The 24,673-nt window shown below is 59.9% G+C and carries 24 protein-coding genes and 1 pseudogene; 13 read left to right on the top strand and 12 right to left on the bottom strand.

What is annotated here, in order from left to right; genetic code table 11:
* Positions 1 to 1,295 (top strand): 8-oxoguanine deaminase (locus tag F8N85_RS32280; protein WP_150807477.1); only part of this gene is annotated, 1,295 nt, incomplete at its 5' end.
* 250 nt (positions 1,296 to 1,545) lie between these two features.
* Here F8N85_RS32280 and F8N85_RS32275 read toward each other — a convergent pair.
* Positions 1,546 to 2,634 (bottom strand): calcium:proton antiporter, encoded by a 1,089-nt coding sequence (locus tag F8N85_RS32275; RefSeq protein WP_150807476.1) that lies wholly within the window; start codon positions 2,632 to 2,634, stop codon positions 1,546 to 1,548.
* A 278-nt stretch (positions 2,635 to 2,912) separates the two neighbouring features.
* Between F8N85_RS32275 and F8N85_RS32270 the strand changes: the two genes are divergently transcribed.
* Positions 2,913 to 3,866 carry an adenosine deaminase gene (locus F8N85_RS32270; protein ID WP_150807475.1) on the top strand — a complete coding sequence of 318 codons (954 nt, stop codon included), beginning with the start codon at positions 2,913 to 2,915 and terminating at the stop codon, positions 3,864 to 3,866.
* 135 nt (positions 3,867 to 4,001) lie between these two features.
* On the opposite strand, the gene F8N85_RS32265 is transcribed toward F8N85_RS32270, so the two are convergent.
* Both F8N85_RS32265 and F8N85_RS32260 read right to left on the bottom strand, forming a co-directional pair.
* Positions 4,002 to 4,736 carry an ArsR/SmtB family transcription factor gene (locus F8N85_RS32265; protein ID WP_150807474.1) on the bottom strand — a complete coding sequence of 245 codons (735 nt, stop codon included), beginning with the start codon at positions 4,734 to 4,736 and terminating at the stop codon, positions 4,002 to 4,004.
* Positions 4,737 to 5,050: 314 nt separating this feature from the next.
* Positions 5,051 to 5,980, bottom strand: coding sequence for a LysR family transcriptional regulator (locus F8N85_RS32260; RefSeq protein ID WP_150807473.1), 930 nt, complete (start codon positions 5,978 to 5,980; stop codon positions 5,051 to 5,053).
* Between the two features lie 118 nt (positions 5,981 to 6,098).
* Between F8N85_RS32260 and F8N85_RS32255 the strand changes: the two genes are divergently transcribed.
* Together F8N85_RS32255 and F8N85_RS32250 are read left to right on the top strand one after the other, a co-directional pair.
* Entirely contained in the window at positions 6,099 to 7,112 is a 1,014-nt protein-coding gene (locus F8N85_RS32255) for a zinc-binding alcohol dehydrogenase family protein (protein WP_150807472.1), read from the top strand.
* Positions 7,113 to 7,262: 150 nt separating this feature from the next.
* A complete protein-coding gene (locus tag F8N85_RS32250; RefSeq protein WP_150807471.1) occupies positions 7,263 to 7,442 on the top strand; it encodes a hypothetical protein in 180 nt (59 codons plus the stop codon).
* A gap of 1 nt (position 7,443) precedes the next feature.
* Here F8N85_RS32250 and F8N85_RS32245 read toward each other — a convergent pair whose 3' ends face one another.
* Both F8N85_RS32245 and F8N85_RS32240 read right to left on the bottom strand, forming a co-directional pair.
* A complete protein-coding gene (locus F8N85_RS32245; RefSeq protein WP_150807470.1) occupies positions 7,444 to 8,640 on the bottom strand; it encodes a multidrug effflux MFS transporter in 1,197 nt (398 codons plus the stop codon).
* A 94-nt stretch (positions 8,641 to 8,734) separates the two neighbouring features.
* Positions 8,735 to 8,932: a heavy-metal-associated domain-containing protein gene (locus F8N85_RS32240; protein WP_150807469.1), complete on the bottom strand. Its 198-nt coding sequence runs from the start codon at positions 8,930 to 8,932 to the stop codon at positions 8,735 to 8,737.
* 147 nt (positions 8,933 to 9,079) lie between these two features.
* On the opposite strand from F8N85_RS32240, the gene F8N85_RS32235 reads away from it, so the two are divergent.
* The 3 genes from F8N85_RS32235 to cueR all read left to right on the top strand — a co-directional run bounded on the left by F8N85_RS32235 (position 9,080) and on the right by cueR (position 12,492).
* Entirely contained in the window at positions 9,080 to 9,463 is a 384-nt protein-coding gene (locus tag F8N85_RS32235; RefSeq protein WP_150807468.1) for a hypothetical protein, read from the top strand.
* A 222-nt stretch (positions 9,464 to 9,685) separates the two neighbouring features.
* Entirely contained in the window at positions 9,686 to 12,082 is a 2,397-nt protein-coding gene (locus F8N85_RS32230; protein ID WP_150807467.1) for a heavy metal translocating P-type ATPase, read from the top strand.
* The gene (gene cueR / locus F8N85_RS32225) at positions 12,079 to 12,492 is read left to right on the top strand and encodes a Cu(I)-responsive transcriptional regulator (protein WP_150807466.1); all 414 of its coding nucleotides are present in this window, start codon (positions 12,079 to 12,081) and stop codon (positions 12,490 to 12,492) included. Before F8N85_RS32230 ends, cueR begins: the two co-directional genes overlap by 4 nt.
* A 266-nt stretch (positions 12,493 to 12,758) precedes the next feature.
* Here cueR and F8N85_RS32215 read toward each other — a convergent pair whose 3' ends face one another.
* Entirely contained in the window at positions 12,759 to 13,652 is an 894-nt protein-coding gene (locus F8N85_RS32215) for a PA4780 family RIO1-like protein kinase (RefSeq protein ID WP_150807464.1), read from the bottom strand.
* Positions 13,653 to 13,742: 90 nt separating this feature from the next.
* On the opposite strand from F8N85_RS32215, the gene F8N85_RS32210 reads away from it, so the two are divergent.
* The 3 genes and pseudogenes from F8N85_RS32210 to F8N85_RS35955 all read left to right on the top strand — a co-directional run bounded on the left by F8N85_RS32210 (position 13,743) and on the right by F8N85_RS35955 (position 16,089).
* On the top strand, positions 13,743 to 14,018 hold the full coding sequence (locus F8N85_RS32210; RefSeq protein ID WP_150807463.1) for a hypothetical protein: 276 nt from the start codon (positions 13,743 to 13,745) through the stop codon (positions 14,016 to 14,018).
* A gap of 124 nt (positions 14,019 to 14,142) precedes the next feature.
* Positions 14,143 to 15,231, top strand: a pseudogene (locus tag F8N85_RS35960) (cache domain-containing protein); the annotation flags it as partial.
* Positions 15,232 to 15,321: 90 nt separating this feature from the next.
* Positions 15,322 to 16,089, top strand: coding sequence for a methyl-accepting chemotaxis protein (locus F8N85_RS35955; protein ID WP_412072527.1), 768 nt, complete (start codon positions 15,322 to 15,324; stop codon positions 16,087 to 16,089).
* Between the two features lie 99 nt (positions 16,090 to 16,188).
* Here F8N85_RS35955 and F8N85_RS32200 read toward each other — a convergent pair whose 3' ends face one another.
* Positions 16,189 to 16,983, bottom strand: a complete 795-nt coding sequence (locus tag F8N85_RS32200) for an AraC family transcriptional regulator (RefSeq protein WP_150807461.1) — start codon at positions 16,981 to 16,983, stop codon at positions 16,189 to 16,191.
* 83 nt (positions 16,984 to 17,066) lie between these two features.
* On the opposite strand from F8N85_RS32200, the gene F8N85_RS32195 reads away from it, so the two are divergent.
* Positions 17,067 to 18,095 (top strand): bile acid:sodium symporter family protein, encoded by a 1,029-nt coding sequence (locus tag F8N85_RS32195; RefSeq protein WP_150807460.1) that lies wholly within the window; start codon positions 17,067 to 17,069, stop codon positions 18,093 to 18,095.
* On the opposite strand, the gene F8N85_RS32190 is transcribed toward F8N85_RS32195, so the two are convergent.
* Complete coding sequence (locus F8N85_RS32190; RefSeq protein ID WP_150807459.1) at positions 18,082 to 19,359, bottom strand: acetyl-CoA C-acetyltransferase; 1,278 nt, start codon at positions 19,357 to 19,359, stop codon at positions 18,082 to 18,084. The two genes, F8N85_RS32195 and F8N85_RS32190, sit on opposite strands and share 14 nt — an antisense overlap.
* 259 nt (positions 19,360 to 19,618) lie before the next feature.
* Here F8N85_RS32190 and F8N85_RS32185 point away from each other — a divergent pair, with 259 nt between their 5' ends.
* Positions 19,619 to 20,971: a 3-oxoacyl-ACP reductase gene (locus F8N85_RS32185; RefSeq protein WP_150807458.1), complete on the top strand. Its 1,353-nt coding sequence runs from the start codon at positions 19,619 to 19,621 to the stop codon at positions 20,969 to 20,971.
* Positions 20,972 to 20,973: 2 nt separating this feature from the next.
* Positions 20,974 to 21,828, top strand: a complete 855-nt coding sequence (locus tag F8N85_RS32180; RefSeq protein ID WP_150807457.1) for a MaoC family dehydratase — start codon at positions 20,974 to 20,976, stop codon at positions 21,826 to 21,828.
* 9 nt (positions 21,829 to 21,837) lie between these two features.
* Here F8N85_RS32180 and F8N85_RS32175 read toward each other — a convergent pair whose 3' ends face one another.
* The 4 genes from F8N85_RS32175 to F8N85_RS32160 all read right to left on the bottom strand — a co-directional run bounded on the left by F8N85_RS32175 (position 21,838) and on the right by F8N85_RS32160 (position 24,420).
* Positions 21,838 to 22,287, bottom strand: a complete 450-nt coding sequence (locus F8N85_RS32175; protein ID WP_150807456.1) for a DMT family transporter — start codon at positions 22,285 to 22,287, stop codon at positions 21,838 to 21,840.
* A gap of 145 nt (positions 22,288 to 22,432) precedes the next feature.
* Positions 22,433 to 22,846, bottom strand: a complete 414-nt coding sequence (locus F8N85_RS32170) for a response regulator (RefSeq protein WP_150807455.1) — start codon at positions 22,844 to 22,846, stop codon at positions 22,433 to 22,435.
* A gap of 231 nt (positions 22,847 to 23,077) precedes the next feature.
* A complete protein-coding gene (locus F8N85_RS32165) occupies positions 23,078 to 23,827 on the bottom strand; it encodes a response regulator transcription factor (protein WP_150804105.1) in 750 nt (249 codons plus the stop codon).
* A 122-nt stretch (positions 23,828 to 23,949) separates the two neighbouring features.
* On the bottom strand, positions 23,950 to 24,420 hold the full coding sequence (locus F8N85_RS32160) for a prepilin peptidase (protein WP_150804106.1): 471 nt from the start codon (positions 24,418 to 24,420) through the stop codon (positions 23,950 to 23,952).
* Between the last annotated feature and the right edge of the window lie 253 nt (positions 24,421 to 24,673).

Genomic DNA, 24,673 nt, shown 5'->3' with positions numbered 1-24,673 from the left:
CCCGTGGCGGCCTGGTGCTGCAAGACGGTTTGATCGTCGAAGTACTCGGTGCCGGGCAACAACCCGCCGCACCCTGTGGACAAGTCTTCGATGCTCGCGAACATGTGATCCTTCCCGGGCTGATCAACACCCACCACCACTTCTACCAAACCCTGACCCGCGCTTGGGCGCCGGTGGTCAATCAGCCGTTATTCCCCTGGCTGAAAACCCTGTATCCGGTCTGGGCTCGACTGACCCCGGAGAAACTGGCATTGGCGAGCAAAGTCGCTCTGGCCGAGTTGCTGCTGTCTGGCTGCACCACCGCGGCCGATCACCACTACCTGTTCCCCGAAGGTCTGGAAAACGCCATTGATGTACAGGTCCAGAGCGTGCGCGAACTGGGCATGCGCGCGATGCTCACCCGCGGCTCGATGAGTCTGGGTGAAGCCGACGGCGGGCTGCCGCCGCAACAGACCGTGCAACAAGGTGAAGTGATTCTCGCCGACAGCCAGCGCCTGATCGCCGAATACCACGAACGTGGCGATGGCGCGCAAATCCAGATTGCCCTGGCGCCCTGCTCGCCGTTTTCCGTTACCCCACAAATCATGTCGGCCAGTGCGGAACTGGCCAACAAGCTCGACGTGCGCCTGCACACCCATCTCGCCGAAACCCTCGACGAAGAAGACTTCTGCCTGCAACGTTTCGGCCTGCGCACCGTGGATTATCTGGACAGCGTCGGCTGGCTCGGGCCTCGTACCTGGCTGGCCCATGGCATTCATTTCAACCCGGATGAAATCGCTCGCCTGGGCGCGGCTGGCACCGGCATCTGTCATTGTCCGAGCTCGAACATGCGCCTGGCTTCAGGCATCTGTCCGACCCTGGACTTGATCGCAGCGGGCGCGCCATTGGGCCTGGGTGTGGATGGTTCGGCCTCCAACGACGCGTCGAACATGATCCTCGAAACCCGACAGGCGCTTTACCTGCAACGCCTGCGTTATGGCGCGGAAAAAATCACTCCCGAGTTAGTGCTCGGCTGGGCCACCCGCGGTTCGGCGCAACTGCTCGGACGCAGCGATATCGGCGAACTGGCGGTGGGCAAGCAGGCGGACCTGGCGTTGTTCAAACTCGATGAGCTGCGTTTTTCCGGTAGTCATGATCCGTTGTCGGCGCTGCTGTTGTGTGGCGCAGATCGAGCGGACCGGGTGATGGTAGGAGGAAAATGGCGAGTGATCGACGGGCAGGTTGAGGGGCTGGATTTGAAGGAATTGATTGCTGATCACAGCCAAGCAGCGCGGCAGTTGATCGCAGGCATCTGACACGACACGATCAACTGTGGAGCGAGCTTGCCCCAATGCCGGTCAGTTAACCTAAATCTTTGGTCTGGCGGGCATTTGTGGCGAGGGGGCTTGCCCCCGCTCGGGTGCGCAGCAGCCGCAAAACCGGTGAATGCGGTGTGCCTGACTAAATGTGATTGCAGGTTTTAGGGCCGCTGCGCGACCCAGCGGGGGCAAGCCCCCTCGCCACAAGTTTTGCGTTCGACGCATTGGGGCTTGCCCGCGAAGCTTTTTAGAGACCCAACAACGACAACATGACAAAAGTGGCAAACAGCACAAAGTGCGTCATCCCTTCGATGGCGTTGGTTTCGCCATCGTTGAGGTTGATCGCGCTGACGATCAGGGTGATGAACACCATGACCGTCTGCACCGGGGTCATGGCCATCTGGAACGGCTGGCCGGTATAGAGCGCCATGGCTTCCATGACCGGCACCGTGAGGATCACCGTCGACAGTGAAGCGCCTAAAGCAATATTGACCACCGACTGCATGCGGTTGGCCAGCGCCGCGCGCAATGCGGTCAGAATCTCCGGTGCGGCGGAAATCGCCGCCACCAGAATCGCCGTCATCACCGGTGGCGCGCCCGTGCCTTCAAGGCCCAGGTCGAGGGTTTTCGACATCACCTCGGCCAGTGCGCCAATCACCACCACACCGAACACCAAGGTCCCAATGGACAGCCCGAGGTTGATCGCAGGCGTGTCGTGCGCAGGTTCGCCCTTACGGCGTTTCTCCGGGTAGCTGTAGCTGAAAAAATAGCTATGGGGCCCAACCTGCATCCGCAAAAACAAGGTGTAAAGCATCACCATGGCGCCAATTGTGAAGGCCGAGTAAATCTTCCAATCCGCTTCGGGAATGAACTCCGGGACCACCATGGAAACGCCCATGGCGGTCAGGATCATCACGCTATAAGTCCGCGCCGAGTCATCGTTATAGGACTGCTCGCCATGCTTTATCCCGCCCATCAGTGCCGCCAGGCCGAGGATGCCGTTGATGTCGAGCATCACCGCTGAGTAGATGGTGTCGCGCACCAGGGTCGCTGAGGCTTCGTTGCTCATCATGATCGCCAGGATCACCACTTCGACCAGCACCGCGGCCAGGGTCAGGATCATCGTGCCATAGGGGTCACCGACTTTTTCCGCGAGCAATTCCGCGTGATGGGCGACGCGCATCGAGGCGCAGACGATAAAGGCCACCAGCACCAACCCGCCGATCAGGGCCGTCATCTGGCCGCTGTGCAGCAGCCAGTGCTCCAGCGCGAAGGCCGTACACGCTGCGAGCAGCGCCAGCAGCAGGAATTTCTCTTGCTTGAGTAAGGTGAGCATCGCGGGCCTTTTGCCGAATGAAGAGAACCGGAAACGATGAGCTACAGACTGCGGTGAGTTGCTAACGTTTCGTTACACCTTAGCGCAGCAGTGGCGGGCAGCACCCGGCGAAATATCCGATCACCACCCGCGCGGAATTTCTGCTGTCGCGCTTTGCCAACACCTATGCTTATCGGCGAGAACTGCAGGCGGCGAAATGAACCGACTGGTCAGGTTTTACCAAAACCCTCAGCGTCGACCTGTAGAATGCCTCCATTGCACCTGATGAGAATTCAATAATGTACGACTGGTTGAACGCCCTTCCCAAGGCCGAATTGCACCTGCACCTGGAAGGGTCGCTGGAGCCTGAACTGCTGTTCGCCCTGGCAGAACGCAACAAGATCGCCCTGCCATGGGGCGACGTCGAAACCCTGCGCAAGGCTTACGCCTTTAACAACCTGCAAGAGTTTCTCGATCTGTATTACCAAGGTGCGGATGTACTGCGCACCTCTCAGGACTTTTATGACCTGACCTGGGCTTACCTGTTGCGCTGCAAGGCGCAGAACGTGATTCACACTGAACCGTTCTTCGATCCGCAGACCCACACCGATCGTGGAGTGCCCTTTGAAGTGGTGCTTAACGGTATCGCCAGCGCGCTGAAAGATGGCGAGCAGCAACTGGGCATCACCAGCGGCCTGATCCTCAGCTTCCTGCGACATTTGAGCGAAGCGCAAGCCGAGAGAACCCTCGATCAGGCGCTGCCGTTTCGCGATGCGTTTGTTGCCGTCGGCCTCGACAGTTCCGAGATGGGCCACCCGCCGAGCAAGTTCCAGCGAGTATTCGATCGCGCCCGCCACGAAGGTTTTCTGACGGTCGCCCACGCCGGTGAAGAAGGTCCGCCCGAGTACATCTGGGAAGCCCTCGACCTGCTGAAAATCCAGCGCATCGACCATGGTGTGCGCGCCATCGAAGATGAGCGGCTGATGCAGCGGATTATCGATGAACAGATTCCGCTGACCGTCTGCCCGCTGTCCAATACCAAGCTTTGCGTCTTCGACGACATGTCCCGGCACAACATTCTCGACATGCTCGAGCGTGGGGTGAAGGTTACCGTGAACTCGGACGATCCGGCGTATTTCGGCGGTTACGTCACCGAGAACTTCCACGCACTGTATACCCATCTGGGCATGACTCAGGATCAGGCCAAACGTCTGGCCCAGAACAGTCTGGATGCACGCTTGGTCAAGCCGTAAGGCCGCCATCGCGGGCAAACCTGATTTCCACGGATCCCACGTACCTCCGGGGGCGTGGCTTGCCCGCGAAGAACGATGACGCGGTGCCTCTGACAGACCGTAGTGAGTCTTCGTGGGCAAGGCTGCAGCCAGACGCTAAGTGACCATCTGCAGTTCGGTCACCTTGGCGAACCTGGCGATTTCTCGCTGCCCCAATGGGGTGATCTGCAGGGCGCGGGATTGGCTGGGGATGCTCAGCCAGCCAGACTGCATGAACAACTGCAGCAACCCGGCCCCCAACGCACCCCCCAGATGGGCGCGGCGCTCGCTCCAGTCCGGACAGGAACAGGCAATCTGGGCATTTCGCTGGGCAAGCGCCTGGATAAAAATACCCCGGCTCGCCAATTGGCTTGCGCCCTTGTTCGTGACTTCGATGCGTTGATGGGTCTGCTCGATCCAGCCGGCATCGAGCAATCGTTGATACAGATCAGCCGCCAGCTCGCCGCCCAGATGGTCATGACACATCCGAGCCTTGAGTAACGAGGACGGTGGAGTCTGGGCTCTTGTCAGGGAGAGGTTGCGCTTGAATATGTCCGGCATCGCTCGTGGCGCACTGACGATAGAAGCATTGGCCAGGGCTTCGACTGCGGCACCTATTTCGGGCGCCGCCAGACGAAAAAAACGCTTTCGCCCACGCGCTTCAACTTTCAACAGCCCGCCGGCGGACAAGCGCGCCAGATGCGCGCTGGCCGAAGACGGTGACAAACCCGCCAGTAACGCCAACTCTTCGGACTGCCGGGCTGCTCCGTCCATCAAAGCCCACATCATCGCACTGCGCTTCGGGTCCGCCAGCAGCGTGGCAATCTGGCTGATGCAAGGTGCATATTCCATGTATTCACTCCCTGTTGAATCATTCGTCTACAGCGCTGAGACATAATGGCCAGTAATGTATCACCGGCCAAGACGTGAAAACCGCCAAAAACCGGGTGATGTTACAAACTAAAGCGATCAACTCCTTCGAAACCATCCACTAGTCACCGCCAACAACTGGCTGCTCAACCGATATAAACGCGGTTTTGAATGCCTGATATCAACGGGGTAAAAATAGGCAGGCGCTAGTATAAACGCGAAAATCAAGGGCTCCCGTCATGGGGAAACCTTTGAAGGTGATAGTTCCTGAAGGAATTGTCTCTATTTTGAAGAGGTTAATGATCGGTAACAAATAAGACGGGGCTCTGACGGGATAATTTCTCACAACGTAACTTGATCATTTCACGCAACAAGTTCACCGGTTTACTTAATTGCGCGCGGTGTGCACACAATAAATTCAGCGGCGCGCGCTCACAGAGCAACTCGGGCATCAGCACTCGCAACCGCCCCGCCAACACGTCGGCGGCCACATCGAGCCAGGACTTGTAGGCAATACCCGCCCCTGCCACGGCCCACAAGCGCACCACATCGGCATCATCACTGAATCGATCACCGCTGACTGTCAGCCCCACCTCGCGCTTGCCATCATGGAAACTCCAGTGATCGTGAACCCGGCCGCCAAGCATGAACAACAGGCAATTATGCTGAGCCAATTGCTCCAGTTGCCGGGGCTCACCATAACGGGCCAGATAATCGGGAGCGGCGCACAACACCCGACGGTTCTGCGGCGCGATCGGCAATGCCACCAGGCTGGAGTCTTCCGGCTCGCCATAACGTATTGCGATATCCACCGGTTGGCGGAACAGATCGGCAATGCGGTCTCCCAACAGCAAGCGCACCGTGAGTTTCGGGTGTTCGCGCTGGAACTCGTCGAGCCAGGGCAACAACAAATTGCGGCCGAAATCCGAAGGCGCCGACAGTTGCAAAACTCCGCTCACCTGATCCTGCCCGCTGGCCAACAACCGCCGGCCTTCGTCGAGATTGCTCAACGCAGCCCTGGCGTACTCGAGAAAACCTTCGCCCTCGGCCGTCAGACGCAGGCTGCGGGTCGAACGCGCCAGCAACCGGGCCCCCAATTGCTGCTCGATACGCTTTAGCGCGGCACTGGCCACCGCCGCTGACATATCCATCACCCGCGCCGCCGCAGACAAGCTGCCCAGGTCTGCGGCACGCACGAACACCTGCAAGTCATCGAATCGCAACATCGTCATCACCGACCGATTATCAATAAAATATTGAAAGAGACTGCTGTTTTAGCGGGTTTTATCTGCGAGAGAAATAGCCAATGATCTGCCCATCGACCTATTGCCTCCAGGAGTTCCCATGAAAGCCGTTGCCTACTATGCGTCCTTGCCCATCAACGACCCGAAATCCCTGCAGGATATCGAGCTGCCTGAACCCGTGGCCGGCCCTCGAGATCTGCTGGTTGAAGTCAAAGCTATCTCGGTCAACCCGGTGGACACCAAAGTCCGGCAAAACGTCCAACCAGAAGGTGGCGCGGCCAAGGTTTTAGGCTGGGACGTGGCCGGAGTGGTCAAGGCCGTTGGTAGCGAAGTCAGCCTGTTCAAGGCCGGTGACAAGGTCTACTACGCGGGCTCCATCGCCCGTGCCGGTGGCAACAGCGAGCTGCACGTGGTTGACGAGCGGATTGTCGGCCACATGCCGAACACCCTTGGTTTCGCTGAAGCCGCCGCACTGCCGCTGACCGCGATTACCGCGTGGGAACTGCTGTTCGAACGGCTGCAGGTGGCTGAAGGTAAAACCGACCAGGGTCAAAGCCTGCTGATCGTCGGTGCCGCCGGTGGCGTGGGTTCGATCCTGACCCAACTGGCGAGCCAACTCACCGCCCTGAAAGTCATAGGCACCGCGTCACGTCCTGAAACCCAGAGCTGGGTGCGTGAATTGGGGGCGGATCTGGTGATCGATCACAGCCAACCGCTAAGCGAAGAACTCCAGCATGCTGGCCAGACTCATGTGACCCACGTCGCCAGCCTGACTCAGACCGACCAACACCTCGATCAACTGGTCGAAGCGCTGGCGCCCCAAGGCAAACTGGCATTGATCGATGATCCGAAGGCGCTGGACGTTACCAAGCTCAAGCGCAAAAGCCTGTCGCTGCATTGGGAGTTCATGTACACCCGGTCGCTGTTCGAAACCGCCGACATGCTCGAACAACACAAGCTGCTCAACCGCGTGGCCGAGCTGATTGATGCCGGCACCTTGAAAACCACCATCGGCGAACACTTCGGCAGCATCAATGCGACCAACCTGCGGCGTGCCCATGAACTGCTGGAAAGCGGCAAGTCCAAAGGTAAAATAGTACTCGAAGGCTTCTGAGACGCAGTCTCCAGGGGAGTCATCCGCAACTGCCGCGGGATGCGGATGACACCGTCAGTCAGAGACTTGACCCTTGTCATATTTACGAGGGCATTCGGGGTCTACACTCGGGGCCATTGCAATGTTGTCTTTTACTTGAGGAGGTCAGCAATGAAGATCCTGATAAAAGAACCGGCAAAATCTCCAAGCCATCAATGGCAAGTCCGCATCGACCAACATGTGGTGACATTCCGCAGTGAAGCCGAAGCCCGCGCCTTTGCCAAGACCCTGGAAACCCGACTGCAGGCCCCCCACCGATTTCCCGATCGTCAGCAGCAAGCCGCCGGCTGATTCAGGCCGCCGCTTGCACTGCGATCCGCGCGTTTTGCAATCGGCGGGTGACCATGGCCACGCTCACCGCGAGTATCCCGCACAGACTGATCACCATCGCCATCGGCATGGCGCTGCCGTCATGCAAGACGCCTACCAGTGACGCCGCCCCGGCGGCGACACTGAATTGCAGACAACCGAGCATCGCCGAAGCACTACCCGCCCGCGCACCTTGACCATTCATCGCACAGGCCGAGGCATTGGGAATGATGCAACCCAGACTCGCAATGCAGATAAACAGTGGCACCAACAGCGGCCACAACTGCGTGGTATGCAATGCGCTGACACCCAGCAGCGTCAATCCGGCAGCCAGATAAATCCATACCGTACGCACCAGCAAAAAGGCCGGTCCGCGCTTGGACAGCATCCGCGCATTGATCTGCGCCACCAGAATAAAGCCCGCCGCGTTACTGCCGAACAGCCAGCCAAAGTGCTCCGGCGGTACCCCGTAGAGCTTGATGAACACAAAGGGCGAACCGGCGATATAGGCGAACATCCCGGCGATCGCGATCCCGCCGGTCAAGGCATGCCCGAGAAAGACCTTGTCTGCCAGCAACCGACCATATTGGCCCAACGCGCCCGACAACGGTTGGCGTGGCTGATGGGCCGGCAGGCTTTCCGGTAGCCCCAGGGCCACGGCCAATGCCGACAGGGCACTGAACAAAGTCAGCACGATAAAGATTGACTGCCAGCCGTAAAGATTGACCATCAGCCCGCCGAGCATTGGCGCGAGGATCGGCGCCAGGCCCATCACCAGCATCAATTGCGAGAAGACTTTGGCCGACGCCACCGCATCACACTTGTCACTGACGACCGCCCGGGAAATCACCATCCCCGCACAGCCCCCCAGGGCCTGAACGAAGCGCGCGCCGATCAGCCAATCGAGACTCGGCGCAAAGGCACAGGCCAGGGACGCCAGGGTGAACAAAGTGACCCCGACCAGCAACGGAATCCGCCGCCCGAAACGATCCGCCACCGGACCATAGGCCAGTTGCCCGAGGGACAAGCCCAGGAAATAAGCCGCAAGCGTTAGCTGGATGTGTTTTTCATCGGTGCCAAAGGCCAGGGCCATCGCCGGAAAACCCGGCAGATAAAAATCGATCGCCAGCGGTGCGAAAGCGCTCAAGGCGCCAAGAATCAGGATTGTGCGCAGGTTCATCAAGTATCCAGGTAAGCGTCGGCTAGCAGCCCGACAGTCTAGCCGCGCCTGGAGGCCGTGAACATTCCGATAGGTCGCTAACTAATAAAAAGACTCAGACGAGCTTCACCCCGTAGCCTTCTTCGCTGATCAGGCTGATCACTTCATCTGCCGACAGCCGACTTTCAATGCCCACTTCCTTGGCGCCAAGATCGACCCGAACGCTGGCTGCCGGATCCTTGGCCTGTATGGCCTGAGTAATGGCCCGAACGCAGTGGCCACAGGACATGCCTTGAACGTTGAATACTTGCATGGATGAAACTCCTTGAATGAGTGATGTGGCCATCCTCGACCTTGTCACCATGGCAAGGTCAAGTTCTGAAGTGATCTGCCGGGCTGGCAATCGGCGCCCTGCTCGGCCAAGCTGCGTCATCCATGACACGAGCAGGAGATTCAGCCCATGCGCTGGTCCGCCTTTAGCCTATTGAGCATCCTCAGCCTTTTCGGTGTCGCGCAAACCGTCAGCGCCGCCGGGGAAGATTATGGCGTGCTGATTATTTCCCGCGAGCGCCTGGAGGTCGCGACTTCCTGCGAAATCGGCGTGTACATCCACGATCAGCTGTCTGCCCGATTATTCCAGGAGCAGAGCACCTCGTTCAATTTGCCACCAGGCAATGTTTCGCTACGGCTCAAACTGTTGCCGGGCCAGGCGCCGGGCTGCCAGCCTGGCCTATTGCCTGCGGGTTCGCAGACCATCACTCTCAAGGCCGGTGAAATTCAGAAATACCGCATCGCCATGACCCAGGATGGGCTGTACCTGAAACGGGCGGGGCTGGGATATTGATCGGTTCGGCTGTAGTTGGGTGTATTGAGCAATTGTGGCGAGGGGGCTTGCCCTGCTCAGCATTGGCCCCGTAGCAGCTGCCGAAGGCTGCTACGGGACCCGCGCTGAGCAGGGCAGCCCCCTCGCCACAGGCTCTGCATTTGGCGTCAACAAAAAACCCTCTTGACCTTGCCCGCATGGCAAGGTTGATCCTGTAGGTCATTTCTACAGGGAGTTTCACCCATGCCTGAATCAACCACCTTCGACCTGCCGATTGCCGGCATGACCTGCGCCAGTTGTGCCGGGCGTGTCGAGCGCGCCTTGAGCAAGGTCATCGGTGCCCGTGCCGTCAGCGTCAACCTGGCCACTGAACAGGCCCGCGTCCAGGCGCCGAGTGACAGCCTGCCAGCCCTGGTGCAGGCCGTGCAGCAAGCCGGTTACAGCGTTCCGGCCCAGAGCCTGGAATTGAGTATCGGTGGCATGACCTGCGCCTCCTGCGTCGGTCGGGTCGAGCGTGCACTGGGCAAAGTCGCCGGGGTCAAAAGCGTCAGCGTCAACCTGGCCAACGAACGTGCGCACCTCCAGTTGCTGGGCCAGGTCGATCCTGCGACGTTGCTCGCGGCCGTCAGCAAAGCCGGATACTCCGCCCGCCTGTGGCAAAGCGAACAAGCGACTTCAACCGATCAAGAAAAGCGTTTGCGTCGCGAGCGCTGGGCCTTGCTGCTGGCGATCCTCCTGGCGTTGCCGCTGGTGTTGCCGATGCTGGTGCAACCCTTCGGTCTGCACTGGATGCTTCCCGCCTGGGCGCAATTTGCCTTGGCGACACCGGTGCAGTTCATCTTTGGTGCGCGTTTTTATGTTGCAGCCTGGAAAGCTGTTCGGGCCGGTGCCGGGAACATGGACTTGCTGGTGGCGTTGGGCACCAGCGCCGGTTATGGCCTGAGTATTTATCTATGGGCCACGGCGACTGCGGGCAGCATGCCGCACCTGTATTTCGAAGCGTCGGCGGTGGTCATCGCGCTGGTGCTGCTTGGTAAATACCTGGAAAGCCGCGCCAAGCGCCAGACCGCCAGCGCCATCCGCGCCCTTGAAGCCTTGCGCCCGGAGCGGGCGATGCAAGTCATCGACGGCCGTGAGCAGGACGTCGCCATCAGCGATTTGCGCCTCAATGATCTGGTCATGGTCAAACCCGGGGAACGTTTCCCGGTGGATGGCGAAGTACTCGAAGGCCAGAGCCATGCCGATGAAGCATTGATCAGCGGCGAAAGCCTGCCGGTGCCGAAACAACCCGGTGACAAAGTCACCGGCGGTGCGATCAATGGTGAAGGTCGTCTGTTGGTGCGCACCCTGGCCCTGGGCTCGGAAACCGTACTGGCGCGGATCATCCGCCTGGTGGAGGACGCCCAGGCGGGCAAGGCGCCGATCCAGAAACTGGTGGATAAAGTCAGCCAGGTATTCGTGCCCGTCGTCCTCCTGTTGGCACTGGCGACCCTGATCGGCTGGTGGCTGTATGGCGCCCCGCTGGAAACCGCAGTGATCAATGCGGTCGCGGTATTGGTGATCGCCTGCCCTTGCGCCCTGGGCCTGGCAACCCCCACCGCGATCATGGCCGGGACCGGCGTTGCGGCCCGCCACGGCATTTTGATCAAGGACGCCGAAGCCCTGGAGCGTGCCCATGAAGTCAGTGCAGTGGTGTTCGACAAGACCGGCACCTTGACCTCCGGCACTCCGCAAATAGCCCACCTGCACACCGTCGATGGAGACGAAAGCACTTTGCTGCAACTGGCCGGTGCCCTGCAACGCGGCAGCGAACACCCGTTGGCCAAAGCCGTGCTCGACGCCTGCTCCGCGCGCAATCTACCGGTGGCCGAGGTCAGTGCCAGCCAATCCCTCACCGGACGCGGCATCGCCGGCACGCTGGACGGCCGCCAATTGGCGCTGGGCAATCGACGCTTGCTGGTGGAAAGCGGCTTGAATGCCGGCCCCCTGAAACAATCCGCCGAGGACTGGGAAACCGAAGGCCGGACCCTGTCCTGGCTGATCGAACAAAGCCCGCAACCGCGCGTACTCGGCCTGTTTGCATTTGGCGATACGCTCAAGCCCGGGGCCCTGCAAGCGGTACAACAACTGAGCGCGCGCCATATCAGCAGCCACCTGCTGACCGGCGACAACCGTGGTAGCGCTCGGGTCGTCGCCCAGGCACTGGGTATTACCGACGTGCACGCCGAAGTGCTGCCAGCCGATAAAGCCGCCACCGTCACCGAACTCAAAAAGACTGGGGTGGTGGCCATGGTCGGCGACGGCATCAACGACGCCCCGGCTCTCGCCGCGGCCGATATCGGCATTGCCATGGGCGGTGGCACCGACGTCGCCATGCAGGCCGCCGGGATCACCCTGATGCGAGGCGACCCGCGACTGGTACCGGCGGCGCTGGAGATCAGCCGCAAGACCTACGCGAAGATTCGTCAAAACCTGTTCTGGGCCTTCGTCTATAACCTGATCGGAATTCCACTGGCGGCGTTCGGCCTGCTCAACCCGGTATTGGCCGGCGCCGCCATGGCCTTGTCCAGCCTCAGCGTGGTGAGCAATGCGCTACTGTTGAAAACCTGGAAGCCCAAAGACCTGGAGAAACCTGAATGAACATCGGCCAAGCAGCCCGGCAGAGCGGCCTGAGCGCGAAGATGATCCGCTATTACGAATCGATCGGCCTGCTCAAGGCGGCCCATCGCACCGACAGCGGCTACCGTGTGTATGGCGAGGCCGACCTGCATACCCTGGCGTTTATCAAACGTTCTCGGGATTTGGGATTTTCCCTGGAAGAGGTCGGCAAACTGCTGACCCTCTGGCAGGATCGGCAGCGCGCCAGCGCCGACGTCAAGGCGCTGGCTCGCCAGCATATCGAGGAATTGAACCTGAAGATCCGCGAACTGGGGCAGCTGCGTGACACCTTGCAGGACCTGGTCGAACACTGTCATGGCGATCACCGACCCGACTGCCCGATTCTCAAGGAGCTGGCCTCGGGGGGATGTTGTGAGAAGGGTGTTGCCTGATATTGATACCAGTCAGTTATGGAGAGAAGAGCCGAACGCAATCCTGTGGCGAGGGGGCTTGCCCCCGTTGGGTCGCGAAGCGGCCCTAAAATCGGTAATCGCGGTTTTCCAGGTAGAACGCATCCGTCGGTTTACGACTGCTGCGCAGCCGAACGGGGGCAAGCCCCCTCGCCACAGTAAGCTCCCTCGCCACAAAATGCCCGTCAGGCCAGAGATTTACACCACCCACAAAAAATCCGGCCGAGGCCGGATTTTTGTTTAACCAATCACTGCATCCAGGGTGGAGGCGGCTCTTCGGCTTTACTCGGTGGCGCATCGTCAGCGGCACGCGCCGCTTGCCGACGTTCATCATCGAGGCGTGCGGCTTCGATCTCACGGATGACGCCACCGACGTCCGCCAACTCTTCCGGCTCGTCGAATTCACCGGTTAATACGCTGGCCGGGTGCAAGGTGCCGGCTTCGTACAAGGCCCACATTTCCTTGGCGTATCGGGTATTGCGCAACTGCGGGGCAAAACGCCCGAAGTAAGAGGCCATGTTGCCGACATCCCGTTCCAGCATGCTGAACGCATGGTTGTTGCCTGCCGCGTCCACCGCTTGCGGTAGATCGATGATCACCGGACCGGTCGGCGTCAGCAGCACGTTGAACTCGGACAAGTCGCCGTGCACCAGACCGGTACACAGCATCAACACGATCTGCTGGATCAGGAAGGCGTGGTACTCAAGCGCCTGCTCCTGATCGAGCACCACGTCGTTCAGACGCGGCGCCGCATCGCCGTATTCATCGGCGATCAGTTCCATCAGCAGCACGCCTTCAAGGAAGTCGTACGGCTTGGGGACTCGCACGCCAGCACCGGCCAGACGGAACAATGCCGCCACTTCGGCATTCTGCCAGGCGTCTTCGGTTTCTTTCTTGCCGAACTTGGAGCCCTTCGCCATCGCTCGAGCCTGTCGGCTGTTGCGCACCTTGCGGCCTTCCTGATACTCGGCTGCCTGACGGAAACTTCGTTTATTCGCCTCCTTGTAAACCTTCGCGCAACGTAACTCGTTGCCGCAGCGCACCACATAAACAGCTGCTTCTTTACCACTCATGAGTGGGCGCAGCACCTCGTCGACCAGACCGTCCTCGATCAGGGGTTCAATGCGTTTTGGAGTCTTCATCAGCTTTTATTGTGGGTCCTTTATTACCAAACACGCGAATGTCACTCGTTATACGGCAATCCTCTCACAGGGGGGAGAGGTTGCCGACCTATGAACACTTCAGAAGCACTCAATGTGCCAGATAAATCAGACAAAACCGCCGACTTTGATCGACCGCTCGGAATCATAGCCGAGAGTCCTGCTGTTGTTGGTGACAAGAAATCAGAGAATGTCCGACAGAAGCCGACGCCGCGGTACCAGGTCACTCGTAGGATTTTTTCCAAACAGCCTCAATTTTCCCTGCCACCAGCCGAAGTCATCAGAGAGAAAAGGATTTTGTCCAACAATCAGAAAAAAGACGCCAGCTCATCAAAGGGGTGCTCCTGATGGAGACCGCCCATCTTGCAGGGTGCCAGGGACTGCAAGACATACCGCAAGGTTTTTACGGCTGCCGTCAATCCGCGAGTCATCAGCACTTCGTGGGCATATAAGAAAAAAATCTGGAGCGCGGATGAACATCAAACAAAAGCTGACGTGGGCCTTTGCAATTATTGCCTGCTTGCCCGTGATACTGGTCGCCACCCTGGTGGTGCTGAACCTGCGCAGTGAGGCCAAGGACGGTTTCGTCGACGGCAGTGGCCGCGAAATTCGTCAGGTCAGCAACGCCATGCAAATATTCTTCGATGGCATCAGCCAGAACGTCGACTATCTGGCAACCCAGCCCCTGATCAAGAATACCGATGACAGCCTCAAGACCTACATGAGTGCCAACGCAGCGGACATTCCACAGGGAGAAATGGACAAAAAGATTTTCACGCTGCTCGAGAGTCTGGGCACCAGTCATCCGTCTTACGCCTACGCAATCGTCGGAACCAATTCCGGCGGCTACGTTTCCTGGCCAGACGATGCCAAGCTGAACAACTACGACCCGCGTCAGCGTCCCTGGTACAAGGCCGCCATGGCCAATCCGGGCAAACCGTTTCGCACCGAGGCTTATTACTGGGCAACGGAGAACGCGACCTATGTCAGCACCGTGCGCACCATCAGCAACAAACTCGGCAGTCCGGGTGGCGTGGTGAGTATCGACGTGACGCTCGAACAGCTCACTGAAATCGTCAAACAGATCAAACTGGGTGAGACCGGTTACCTGATGCTGATGGAAAACACCGGCACCGTGTTGGTCGACCCCAAGCAACCGGAGCACAACTTCAAGGCGCTTGGCAGCCTGGGCGAGGGTTACGCACAACTGGCCAAGGCCGGCAAAGGCCTGGTCGAAGTCGAGCTGAATGGCGAGCGCTACATGGCCAATGTCTGGCCGTCGGAACAGCTGGGCTGGACCTTTATCGGCCTGATCAAACACACCGAAGTGATGAGCGCGGCAACCCAGTTGACCTGGTTGATTGCGATCATCGCCGCGGTGTTGGCGCTGGTTTTCGCAGTGGTCGGTGCCAGTTTCGCCAGCCTGATCGTGCGGCCGATCCGCAGCGTCGCCAGCGGCCTTGAAGGGATCGCCCAGGGTGAAGGCGACCTGACGCAGAACCTGCAGATCCGTGGCAACGATGAAACCGCGCAACTGGCCAGCTGGTTCAACCAGTTTCTGGCGGCGATCCGCAGCCTGATTCAACACATCGGCCTGGCCGCGACCAAAATTCTCGCCACCTCCCAGAGCTCGACCCAAGTCTCCACCGACATGGCCGAAGCCGCCGGGCGCCAGCGCGAAGCGGTGGATATGGTCTCCACCGCCTTCCACGAAATGGTCGCCACTGCCAATGAAGTTGCACGCTCCTGCAGCCAGGCCGCAGAGTCAGCGGACAGCGGCCAGCGCCAGGCCCGCGAAGGCCAGCAGCAGATCGATGCCGCGGTCAATAGCGTCGATCGGTTGAGCCAGGAGATCGAACAGTCCGCGCAGTCGATGCAGCAACTGGAGCGCGACAGCAATGACATCCAGTCGATTTTGGGCACCATTCGCTCCATCGCCGAGCAAACCAACCTGCTGGCCTTGAACGCCGCCATCGAAGCCGCCCGCGCCGGCGAGCAAGGTCGCGGTTTTGCGGTAGTGGCCGATGAAGTGCGAGCCCTGGCCAAACGTACCGCCGACTCCACGGCGGAGATCGATGGCCTGCTCGGCAACCTGGCCAAGCGCACCAGTCAGGTCGCGCAGCAAATGCATGCCAGCCTCGAAGTGTCGCAACAGTCGGTCAGCCGCATCGGCCTGGCGCGCAGCAGCTTTGGGCAGATCCGCGAGTCGGTGGACGTGATCCGCGACATGAACACCCAGATTGCCACCGCCGCCGAACAACAGCATCAGGTGGCTGAAGACATCAACCGCCACATCAGCCAGATCCATGGCGATGCGCAGTTGGTGGCCGAACTGGCGAACTCGGCGCAGCTGGACTCCCGGAGTTTGGCGGGCTTGTCCAATGAGCTGGATGTTCTGGTGAGAAGGTTCCGCACCTGAGGCAAGATCAAAAGATCAAAAGATCGCAGCCTTCGGCAGCTCCTACGCCGATCGCGCTCTCCTGTAGGAGCTGCCGCAGGCTGCGATCTTTTAGCGGTGTCACTGTTTGAACAACTCTCCAGGTGTAAACCCGAACAACCCCTTGAACGCAGCAATAAACGCCGAGGTCGAGTCATAACCACAGGACAACGCGGCAGTGGTCACGCTGTCACCCTCCTCCAGAATGCTGAGCGACGACAACAGGCGCATGCGTTGACGCCAGCCGCGAAAACTCAAACCGGTCTCGCGCTGGAACAAACGCATCAAGGTTTTTTCCGAGGTTCCCAAGCGCTGCGCCCATTCGCGCAAGGTGACGTTTTGTTCGGGGCTGGCGATCAACTCGTTGCACAGTCCGAGCAAGCGTGGCTGGCGCGGTAGCGGCAAGGAGAAAGCAACTTCCGGCAAGCTCGCCAACTGGTCCAGCAACACGTGCACCAGACGCGCTTCGCGGCTGTCGCCCTGTGGATAATCCACTGGCAACTGGCAAAAACTCTTGATCAATTCTCGCGCCAGCGACGTCACTTCCAGCACCCGACAACGCTCCGGCGCCCAGGCGCAATCTTCGCGGCGCACGTAGAGGCTGCGCATTTCCGCGCGCATGGATGTCACTACCTGATGCTCCAGATCAGCCGGAATCCAGATTCCCCACTGGGGGGGTGCAAAGAAGCTGCCCTCGGCGGTGTGTACACCGAGTACGCCGCTGATGGCGTAGGAAAACTGCACCCAGTCGTGGCAATGAGACGGCGTCCAGGAACCGGCGCCGAGGCTTTCAGCCCGCGCATACAGCGGGCGCGGCAATGCCGTCAGGGTGGGAATTTGCCGTTCGAGTTGACGTTGCTGTCCGTTTGTCGGCATTGATTGGCCTTATATCGCAAGACGGCTGATGGCACTGACGTTAGGCTAAGTCACCAATTCTTACAATCTCCCGGGTGCCGGATATGCATGCCTTCAAACACCTCAAACGCGTGGTCACCGACTGGTTCTTGTGCGGCATGCTGGTGGCGACACTGCTGGCGTACCTGTTCCCACGCTTTGGTGCGGCGGGCGGCGCAATGCATGCCGAATGGGTGGTCAATATTGGGGTGTTCCTGGTGTTCTTCCTGTACGGGGTCAACCTGCCCAGCGAACAGATCAGTCAGGGTCTGAAGAACTGGCGCCTGCACCTCATGGTGCAGGGCTTCACCTTCGGGGTGTTTCCGCTGATCTGGCTGCTCAGCGACAAACTGCTGGGGGCTCACGTGCCAACGTTGCTGATGCTCGGCTTCTTGTACCTGTGCGCCCTGCCCTCGACCATCTCCTCGTCGGTGGCCCTGACCGGTAGCGCCGGCGGCAACGTACCGGCGGCGATTTTCAATGCCAGCCTGTCCAGCGTGCTGGGGATTTTCCTCACGCCGTTGTGGGTGAGTCTGGTAGTGGGTAGCGGCGCGGGTGGGATAGATCTGGGGTCGACCCTGATTGATCTTTGCGCCATGTTGTTGCTGCCGCTGGTATTAGGCCAACTGCTGCGTCCATTCTGCGGCCGGTTTTTCGCCCGGCACAAGCGCTACACCAGCATTGTCGACAAGCTGGTGATCCTGTTGCTGGTCTACGCCGCGTTCTGCAACTCGATGGTTTCAGGGATGTGGCAGCAGCAGGGCAGCTCGGTGATTCTCAGCGCTCTGGTCGGCAGCACGACCCTGCTGGCCCTCATCCTCTGGATGACCACCCGCACCGCCCGCGCCTTGAGATTCAGCCCGGCCGACGAGATCGCCGCCGTGTTCTGCGCCAGCAAAAAATCCCTGGCCGCCGGCGCACCGATGGCGGCGCTGATCTTCGGCGCCAACCCGGGCCTGGGGCTGATCCTGCTGCCGATCATGATCTATCACCCGTTGCAGTTGATCGTCTGCTCGGTGTTGGCCGAGGGTTACGCCAATCGCAATCGGCAGATCGCCGAGCAGCCAGCTGAAGTGGCGGTCAGCGCTCGATAATCACCGTCACGCCCTGGCCAGCGGCGGCGCAGATCGAGATCAAGCCTCGGCCCTGCCCTGCGGCGTCCAGCAGCTTGGCGAGGTTGGCAACAACCCGTCCGCCGGTGGCGGCAAACGGATGCCCGGCAGCCAATGAGCTGCCCTTGACGTTGAGCCGACTGCGGTCGATGGAACCCAAGGGCGCGTCCAGGCCGAGGCGGGTCTTGCAATACTCCGGATCTTCCCAGGCCTTGAGGGTGCACAACACCTGAGCGGCGAAGGCCTCATGGATTTCGTAGTAATCGAAATCCTGCAGCGTCAGACCATTGCGCGCCAGCAGGCGCGGCACTGCATACACCGGGGCCATCAACAGCCCCTCCGCGCCTTTGGCGAAATCTACCGCCGCGGTTTCACCATCACGTAGATACGCCAGGATAGGCAAGCCACGCTCCTTGGCCCACGCCTCACTGCCCAGCAGCACCAGTGCCGCACCATCGGTCAACGGCGTCGAATTGCCCGCGGTCAGCGTGCCCTTCGCGCTGCGTTCAAATACCGGCTTGAGCGACGCGAGCTTTTCCAGGGACAGATCCGGGCGCAGGTTGTTGTCGCGCGTCAGGCCAAGGAACGGCGTCATCAAATCGTTCTGCCAGCCCTCGGCGTAAGCGGCGGCCATTTTCTGATGACTTTCCATCGCCAGCTGATCCTGCTCGGCGCGCGGGATATTCCAGGTTTGCGCCATCAGCTCGCAATGCTCGCCCATGTTCAGGCCGGTGCGCACCTCGCCAATGCGTGGCAGCTCGGGCTTGAGATGATGGGGTCGCAGTTGCAACAGGGTTTTCAGCTTTTCGACGGTAGTCTTGCTGCGATTGACCTGCAGGAGAATCCTGCGCAGGCCCTCACTCACGCTGATCGGCACATCGGAGGTGGTATCGACGCCGCCGGCGATGCCGCACTCGATCTGCCCCAAGGCAATTTTGTTCGCCACCAGCAACGTCGCTTCCAGGCCGGTACCGCAGGCCTGCTGAATGTCATAGGCCGGGGTGGTCGGTGACAGCCGCGAACCGAGCACGCATTCGCGGGCCAGGTTGAAATCCCGCGAGTCCTTGAGCACCGCGCCAGCCGCCATTTCGCCCATGCGCAGACCGTGCAGGTTATAGCGTTCGATCAAGCCTTCAAGCGCTGCGGTCAGCATCGCCTGGTTAGTCGCGGTGGCATAAGGGCCGTTGGAGCGGGCGAACGGAATACGGTTACCACCAATAATTGCGACGCGGCGCAGTTGAGTCATGAAAAACCCCCTAAGGTTATCTGCGAACGGGAGCGATCTTGCTCGCGAATCAGCCGCAGCGCTCGATCGGATAGACCGCGTCAGCGTGCTTCAGGCAAGCCTGCTCCCACAAAAACTGAAATCGCAGGCAGTGAGCCCCGGCTCGGACTAACCTGCTGTGAGTGCTACCCCCCACAAGCGTAGGCCGGATCTCGCCGATCGAACGACTGTTTGTCATTCGCGGTCCACACTTTGAATTTCAGCTGCTGGAGAGCGTTCCATGTCTGACCGCTATATCGACTTCGCCAACTCGGCCATCGGCCACCGCCTGGTAGGGGCCCTTGGCCTACCGTCACCGGTACGTCTGGAGCGTTGGGAGGCCGGACGCCTGCGGCCGATCGAAGGGGCATTGTTGATTGGCGGCGGCCCGCTGGTGCAGAACATCAATGCGTTCGGCAACAAACTGACCGATGCGATTTACAGCTATGGTCCCGAACCGCTGGTAGCGCCCGCCTGGATTCCCGGCCACGGCCCGAAACTCAAGGCGGTGGTATTCGATGCCAGTGCTATCGTCCAGACCGATCAACTCAAGCAACTGCGCGAATTCTTCCAGCCGCTGCTGAGAAACCTCGATCACAGCGCCCACGTGGTAATTCTCGGGCGCGCACCGGAAACCCTCAGCGATCCATTCGCCGCCAGTGCCCAGCGGGCGCTGGAAGGTTTCAGTCGTTCGTTGGCCAAGGAATTGCGTAACGGCGCCACCTTGCAATTGCTGTATGTCGGCGAAGGTGCCGAAGAGCAGCTCGAAGGCGCGCTGCGGTTTTTCCTCTCGCCCAAAAGTGCCTATGTTTCCGGACAAGTGCTGCGCCTGAATGCCTGCAACAGCCAGGTGCAGGACTGGAGTCGGCCGTTGGCCGGGCGCAAGGCCTTGGTCACCGGTGCGGCACGGGGTATCGGCGCGTCGATCGCGCAGACCCTGGCCCGGGATGGCGCCGAAGTCATCCTGCTCGACGTACCGCCGGCCAAAGCCGATCTCGATGCCCTCGCCGCACGCTTGGGCGGGCGCAGTATCGCGCTGGATATTTGTGCCGAAGACGCCGCAATGGAGTTGATCGAAAACTTGCCGGACGGCATCGATATTGTCGTGCACAACGCCGGCATTACCCGCGACAAAACCCTGGCCAACATGACCCCGGAATTCTGGGATGCGGTGCTTGCGGTCAACCTCAATGCGCCACAGGTATTGACCAAGGCGCTGCTGGACAGCGGCACCTTGCGCGACAACGGTCGGGTGATTCTATTGGCCTCCATCAGCGGCATTGCCGGCAACCGCGGGCAAACCAACTACGCCGCGAGCAAGGCCGGGCTGATCGGCCTTGCCCAGGCCTGGGCGCCGCTGCTGCAGGAACGCGGCATCAGCATCAACGCGGTAGCGCCGGGTTTTATCGAAACCCAGATGACCGCGCACATTCCGTTCGCCCTGCGCGAAGCCGGGCGGCGCATGAGTTCTCTGGGCCAGGGCGGTTTGCCTCAGGACGTCGCCGAAGCCGTGGCCTGGCTCAGCCAGCCGGGCAGTGGCGCGGTCAGCGGGCAGGCGTTGCGCGTCTGTGGGCAAAGCGCATTGGGAGCATAACCATGGCAATCAACTGGCACCCATTGAACCATGCCCCACACTTGCCCGAGCTGTATGTGCGGGCGGCCACGCGTCGCAAGATCACCGGCACCACGCTGCCGGAAGACGGACTACGTTGCTGGGTCGATGTCGACCACAAACGACTGGAGGCTTATCGAAGGGTCTGCGGCTTTGTCGGCAATGGCTTGCTGCCGCCGACCTTTCCCCATGTGCTGGCGTTCGCCTTGCAGATGCAACTGCTGACGGCCAAAAACTTCCCTTTCCCGCTACTGGGGCTGATCCACCTGGCCAACCGCATCCGCGTCTTGCGGCCCATGGGTGGCGTCAGCAGCGTGCGGGTCAGCGTCCACGTGCAGAACCTGCAGCCTCACGCCAAAGGTGCGGTGTTCGACCTGATCACCACCCTCGAAGATCCCCTCGGACTGTTATGGGAAGCCGAAAGCCGCATGCTGTGCAAGGGCGTCAAGCTACCGGGCGAGCCGATCATCGAACAGGAGAACCCGACAGTCGCACTGAACGAACTGACACGCTGGTGGGCTTCCGCGGACATCGGCCGGCGGTACGCCAAAGTTTCCGGGGACTACAACCCGATTCACCTGAGCGCCGCCAGCGCCAAACTGTTTGGCTTCCCTCAGGCCATCGCCCATGGTTTGTGGAACAAGGCGCGCACCCTGGCAGCCCTGAGCGAGCACCTGCCCGCCTCCAGGGTGGAGATCGCCGTGGAGTTCAAGAAACCGGTGCGTCTGCCCAGCGAGGTGACACTGCTGTCCAGCACACCGGGCTCCAGTGGAGACTTGCAACTGGTGGGGACCGGCGACCTGCAGCACATGACCGGCAGTTGGCGATCGATTACCTGAGACCGCGGCTTAACCCCGCCGGATCAGGAACACCCCGGCGAGGATCAACACCAGGCCGGCAATCTTGCCGGCGCTGATCGGTGCTTCGCGAAATCCCGCCCAACCAAAGTGGTCCAGCGCCAGAGCCATGCCCAACTGCCCGGCCAGCACCAGCGTCATGAACAACATGGCGCCGATGCGCGGCCCGGCGAACGCGGCGGTAGTGATGAAGAACGCACCGAGCAGCCCGCCGCTCCAGTGCCACCAGGTCAGGCTTTTCAGCGCGCCCAGTGTTGGCATTTCACGTTGAACCATGACCAGCAGCAGCAATGCCACACAGCCGACAAAAAACGAAATCAATGCCGCCGCCAGAACGCTGGAAACCTGCTTGGCTAGTTGACCATTGATCCCCGCCTGCAACGGCAGAAAGGCACCCGCAACAAAGGGCAGGCAAAGCAGCCACCAGACAGGGGCAGGCATAGTGTTCTCCAGCGGGGAATAAGGCGCCGCAGTATACGACAATGCCTGTAGATGACATTACAGGTGTGCGCGAGCCCCCTGTGGAGCTGGCGTAGCCTGCGATCTTTTAAGCGGTGTGTTGATATCAAGGAAGGAATGCACAACCCTAAGAATTGGCCTGATACACCCTCGGCTGCGGAAACAGGTTGTTCAGGGTTTCCAGCAGGCGCACGTGGTAGATAGGCTTGCGGAACAGGTCCAGCACCTGCAGCCGCAGCATGTCACTGACGTCGTCCAGGTCGGCATGGCCCGAGGTCACGATCACCGGCAAGTGCTGGCGCGAGGTGTGCTCACGCAGGCGCTTGATCAGCGACATGCCGCTTTCTTCCGGCATGCGCAGATTGGTGATCACCAGCGCGATATCCGGATTGCGAGTCAAGTGCCGCAAGGCGAGCTTGACCGAGGTCGCGGTAAAGCAACAAAAGCCTTCGCCCTTCAGCAATTTCGCCAATTCAAGGAGGGCGTCCTCTTCGTCGTCCACAAGGAGAAGCTGTTGCCGTGAAGATGGAGAGGAATTCATAGGCAATACCTGTGACTAATTAGACAAACAAGTTGGATCCAGATTAGCGGATTACAGGAGAACCGCCCCGTTAAGTGCAACAACTGCCCGATAATCTCAGAGAACGAGAGGTTGACTCACCCGCCGCTATCGCGAGCAAGCTCGCTCCAGGTTATGCGCCGATCACGCCAGCCGCGTCTGGCTCAAATTCCCTGTGGGAGCGAGCTTGCTCGCGATGAACGATAACGCGGTTTAACGGGCACTCTGCCTCAACCCCGAACGCCCCGGTGCCAAGGCCAGCGCCAGTTGCGTGCGATTGTGCATCTGGGTCAGGCGCAGCACTTGGGAGACATAAAGTTTCACGGTGTTTTCGGTGATACCCAGTTCACAGGCGATCTGATAGTTGGTTTGCCCCTTGCTCACCAGGCGGGCTACGTCCAGTTGGCGCGGTGACAGCTGATTGAGGATGGCTGGAATCTCTGCGGGTTGCGTTTCGCTCGTAGCTCCCCGTCGAACCTCGTCGAGGTCTTGATAAAGCGTGTCGATGGAATCGGCGAGGCTTTGCAGTTTCTGGTTCAACTGACTCAATTGAAGGTTTTTCACCCGCTCCTGCACGACCGCTTCCTGGCGCCGCAGGCCTTCAAGCAATTCATTCAGATCGACAGGCTTCTGGTAGTAGTCGGCAACCCCGGCACGCAAGGCCTTGATCACTTGCTGTTTGTCAGACGCCCTGGTCAGCATGATCGCTTCGAATGCTCGCTGGTTGCCGGCGAGCTCCTGCAGTGCCTGCACCAGTTGAATGCCGCCCGGTTCTGCCAGGTGCAAATCGAACAGCACCAGACCGATTTCAGGGTCCTCGCTAAACCGTTCGATGGCTTGCTTGCCGCAGGTGCAGGGAATGCAGCGGTAACCACTGCTTTCCAGAAACTTACAGAGTTCTTCGACAATCAGCGGCTGATCGTCGACTACGAGCACTTTTATCAGAGAGTTAAGCTTGATCACGCGCGACTCCATGCTGAGCAAACCGAAGACTTATTCTTCCTGCACCGACAGCCAATGGCTGTACACGCACTGAAAATAGACGCACTTTCTGACTGTGTACATAAAGTTCGCCACTCAGGCGGCTAATTGATCCAGGCGACGGCCAGCAGCATCCCGACCAGAACGAACGGCGCAAAGGGTTGTTGTGTCGATTCTTTCGGATCGAGGTATTGCAGATGGGCTCTCAGTTTTTTGTTTATCAGCGGCCAGAGTCTGGGAGACATGAGTAGCCAGACAATACTGGCGATGCCCGCACCAATGAAGGTTCCCAACAGGTGCATGTTGTCGCTCGCCAACCCCAGCGCTGCCATCAGTTTCACATCATCCGCCCCCAGGCGCCCCATTGTATAGCCAGGCAAGGTGAAGGCCAGCGCCAGCAAGAACGCCCCGACCCCCTGCTCTGCGCTCGCGCCCATCCAGGTGGTGCCGTTCCACAGCAAGTACACCAGGGCAATGACCGTCGCACCAAGGGTCAGACCATTGGCAATTTGGCGTTGCTGAATATCCTGCGCAGCGCAGAGAGCCAACCAGATAAATAGCATTAAGCTCTGCATCAGGTAAAAAGCGTCCCTTTTTGTCTGAATGATTCTTTGCGGACTTGATGGAGTACTTGTCAGGGTAGACGCACTGATGAAGGTAGGCCTCCCAAGAAAGCAAATAGCCGTCGGGGGGGAGGTAAAAAGATCGTCCGAGCGCGGCCCGAACTTGCCGCAGCTCCTACGCCGACCGGGTTCAGCCTGAATGATCAAATGTACACAGGTTCGTAGGAGCTGCCACAGGCTGCGATCTTTATGGGGCTTCGATTAC

It is taken from the genome of Pseudomonas fluorescens, from assembly GCF_902497875.1.
Taxonomy (GTDB): Bacteria; Pseudomonadota; Gammaproteobacteria; order Pseudomonadales; family Pseudomonadaceae; genus Aquipseudomonas; species Aquipseudomonas fluorescens_BR.
The sequence above is the reverse complement of the archived record's forward strand: the minus strand, read 5'-3'. Positions and strand labels throughout refer to the sequence as shown.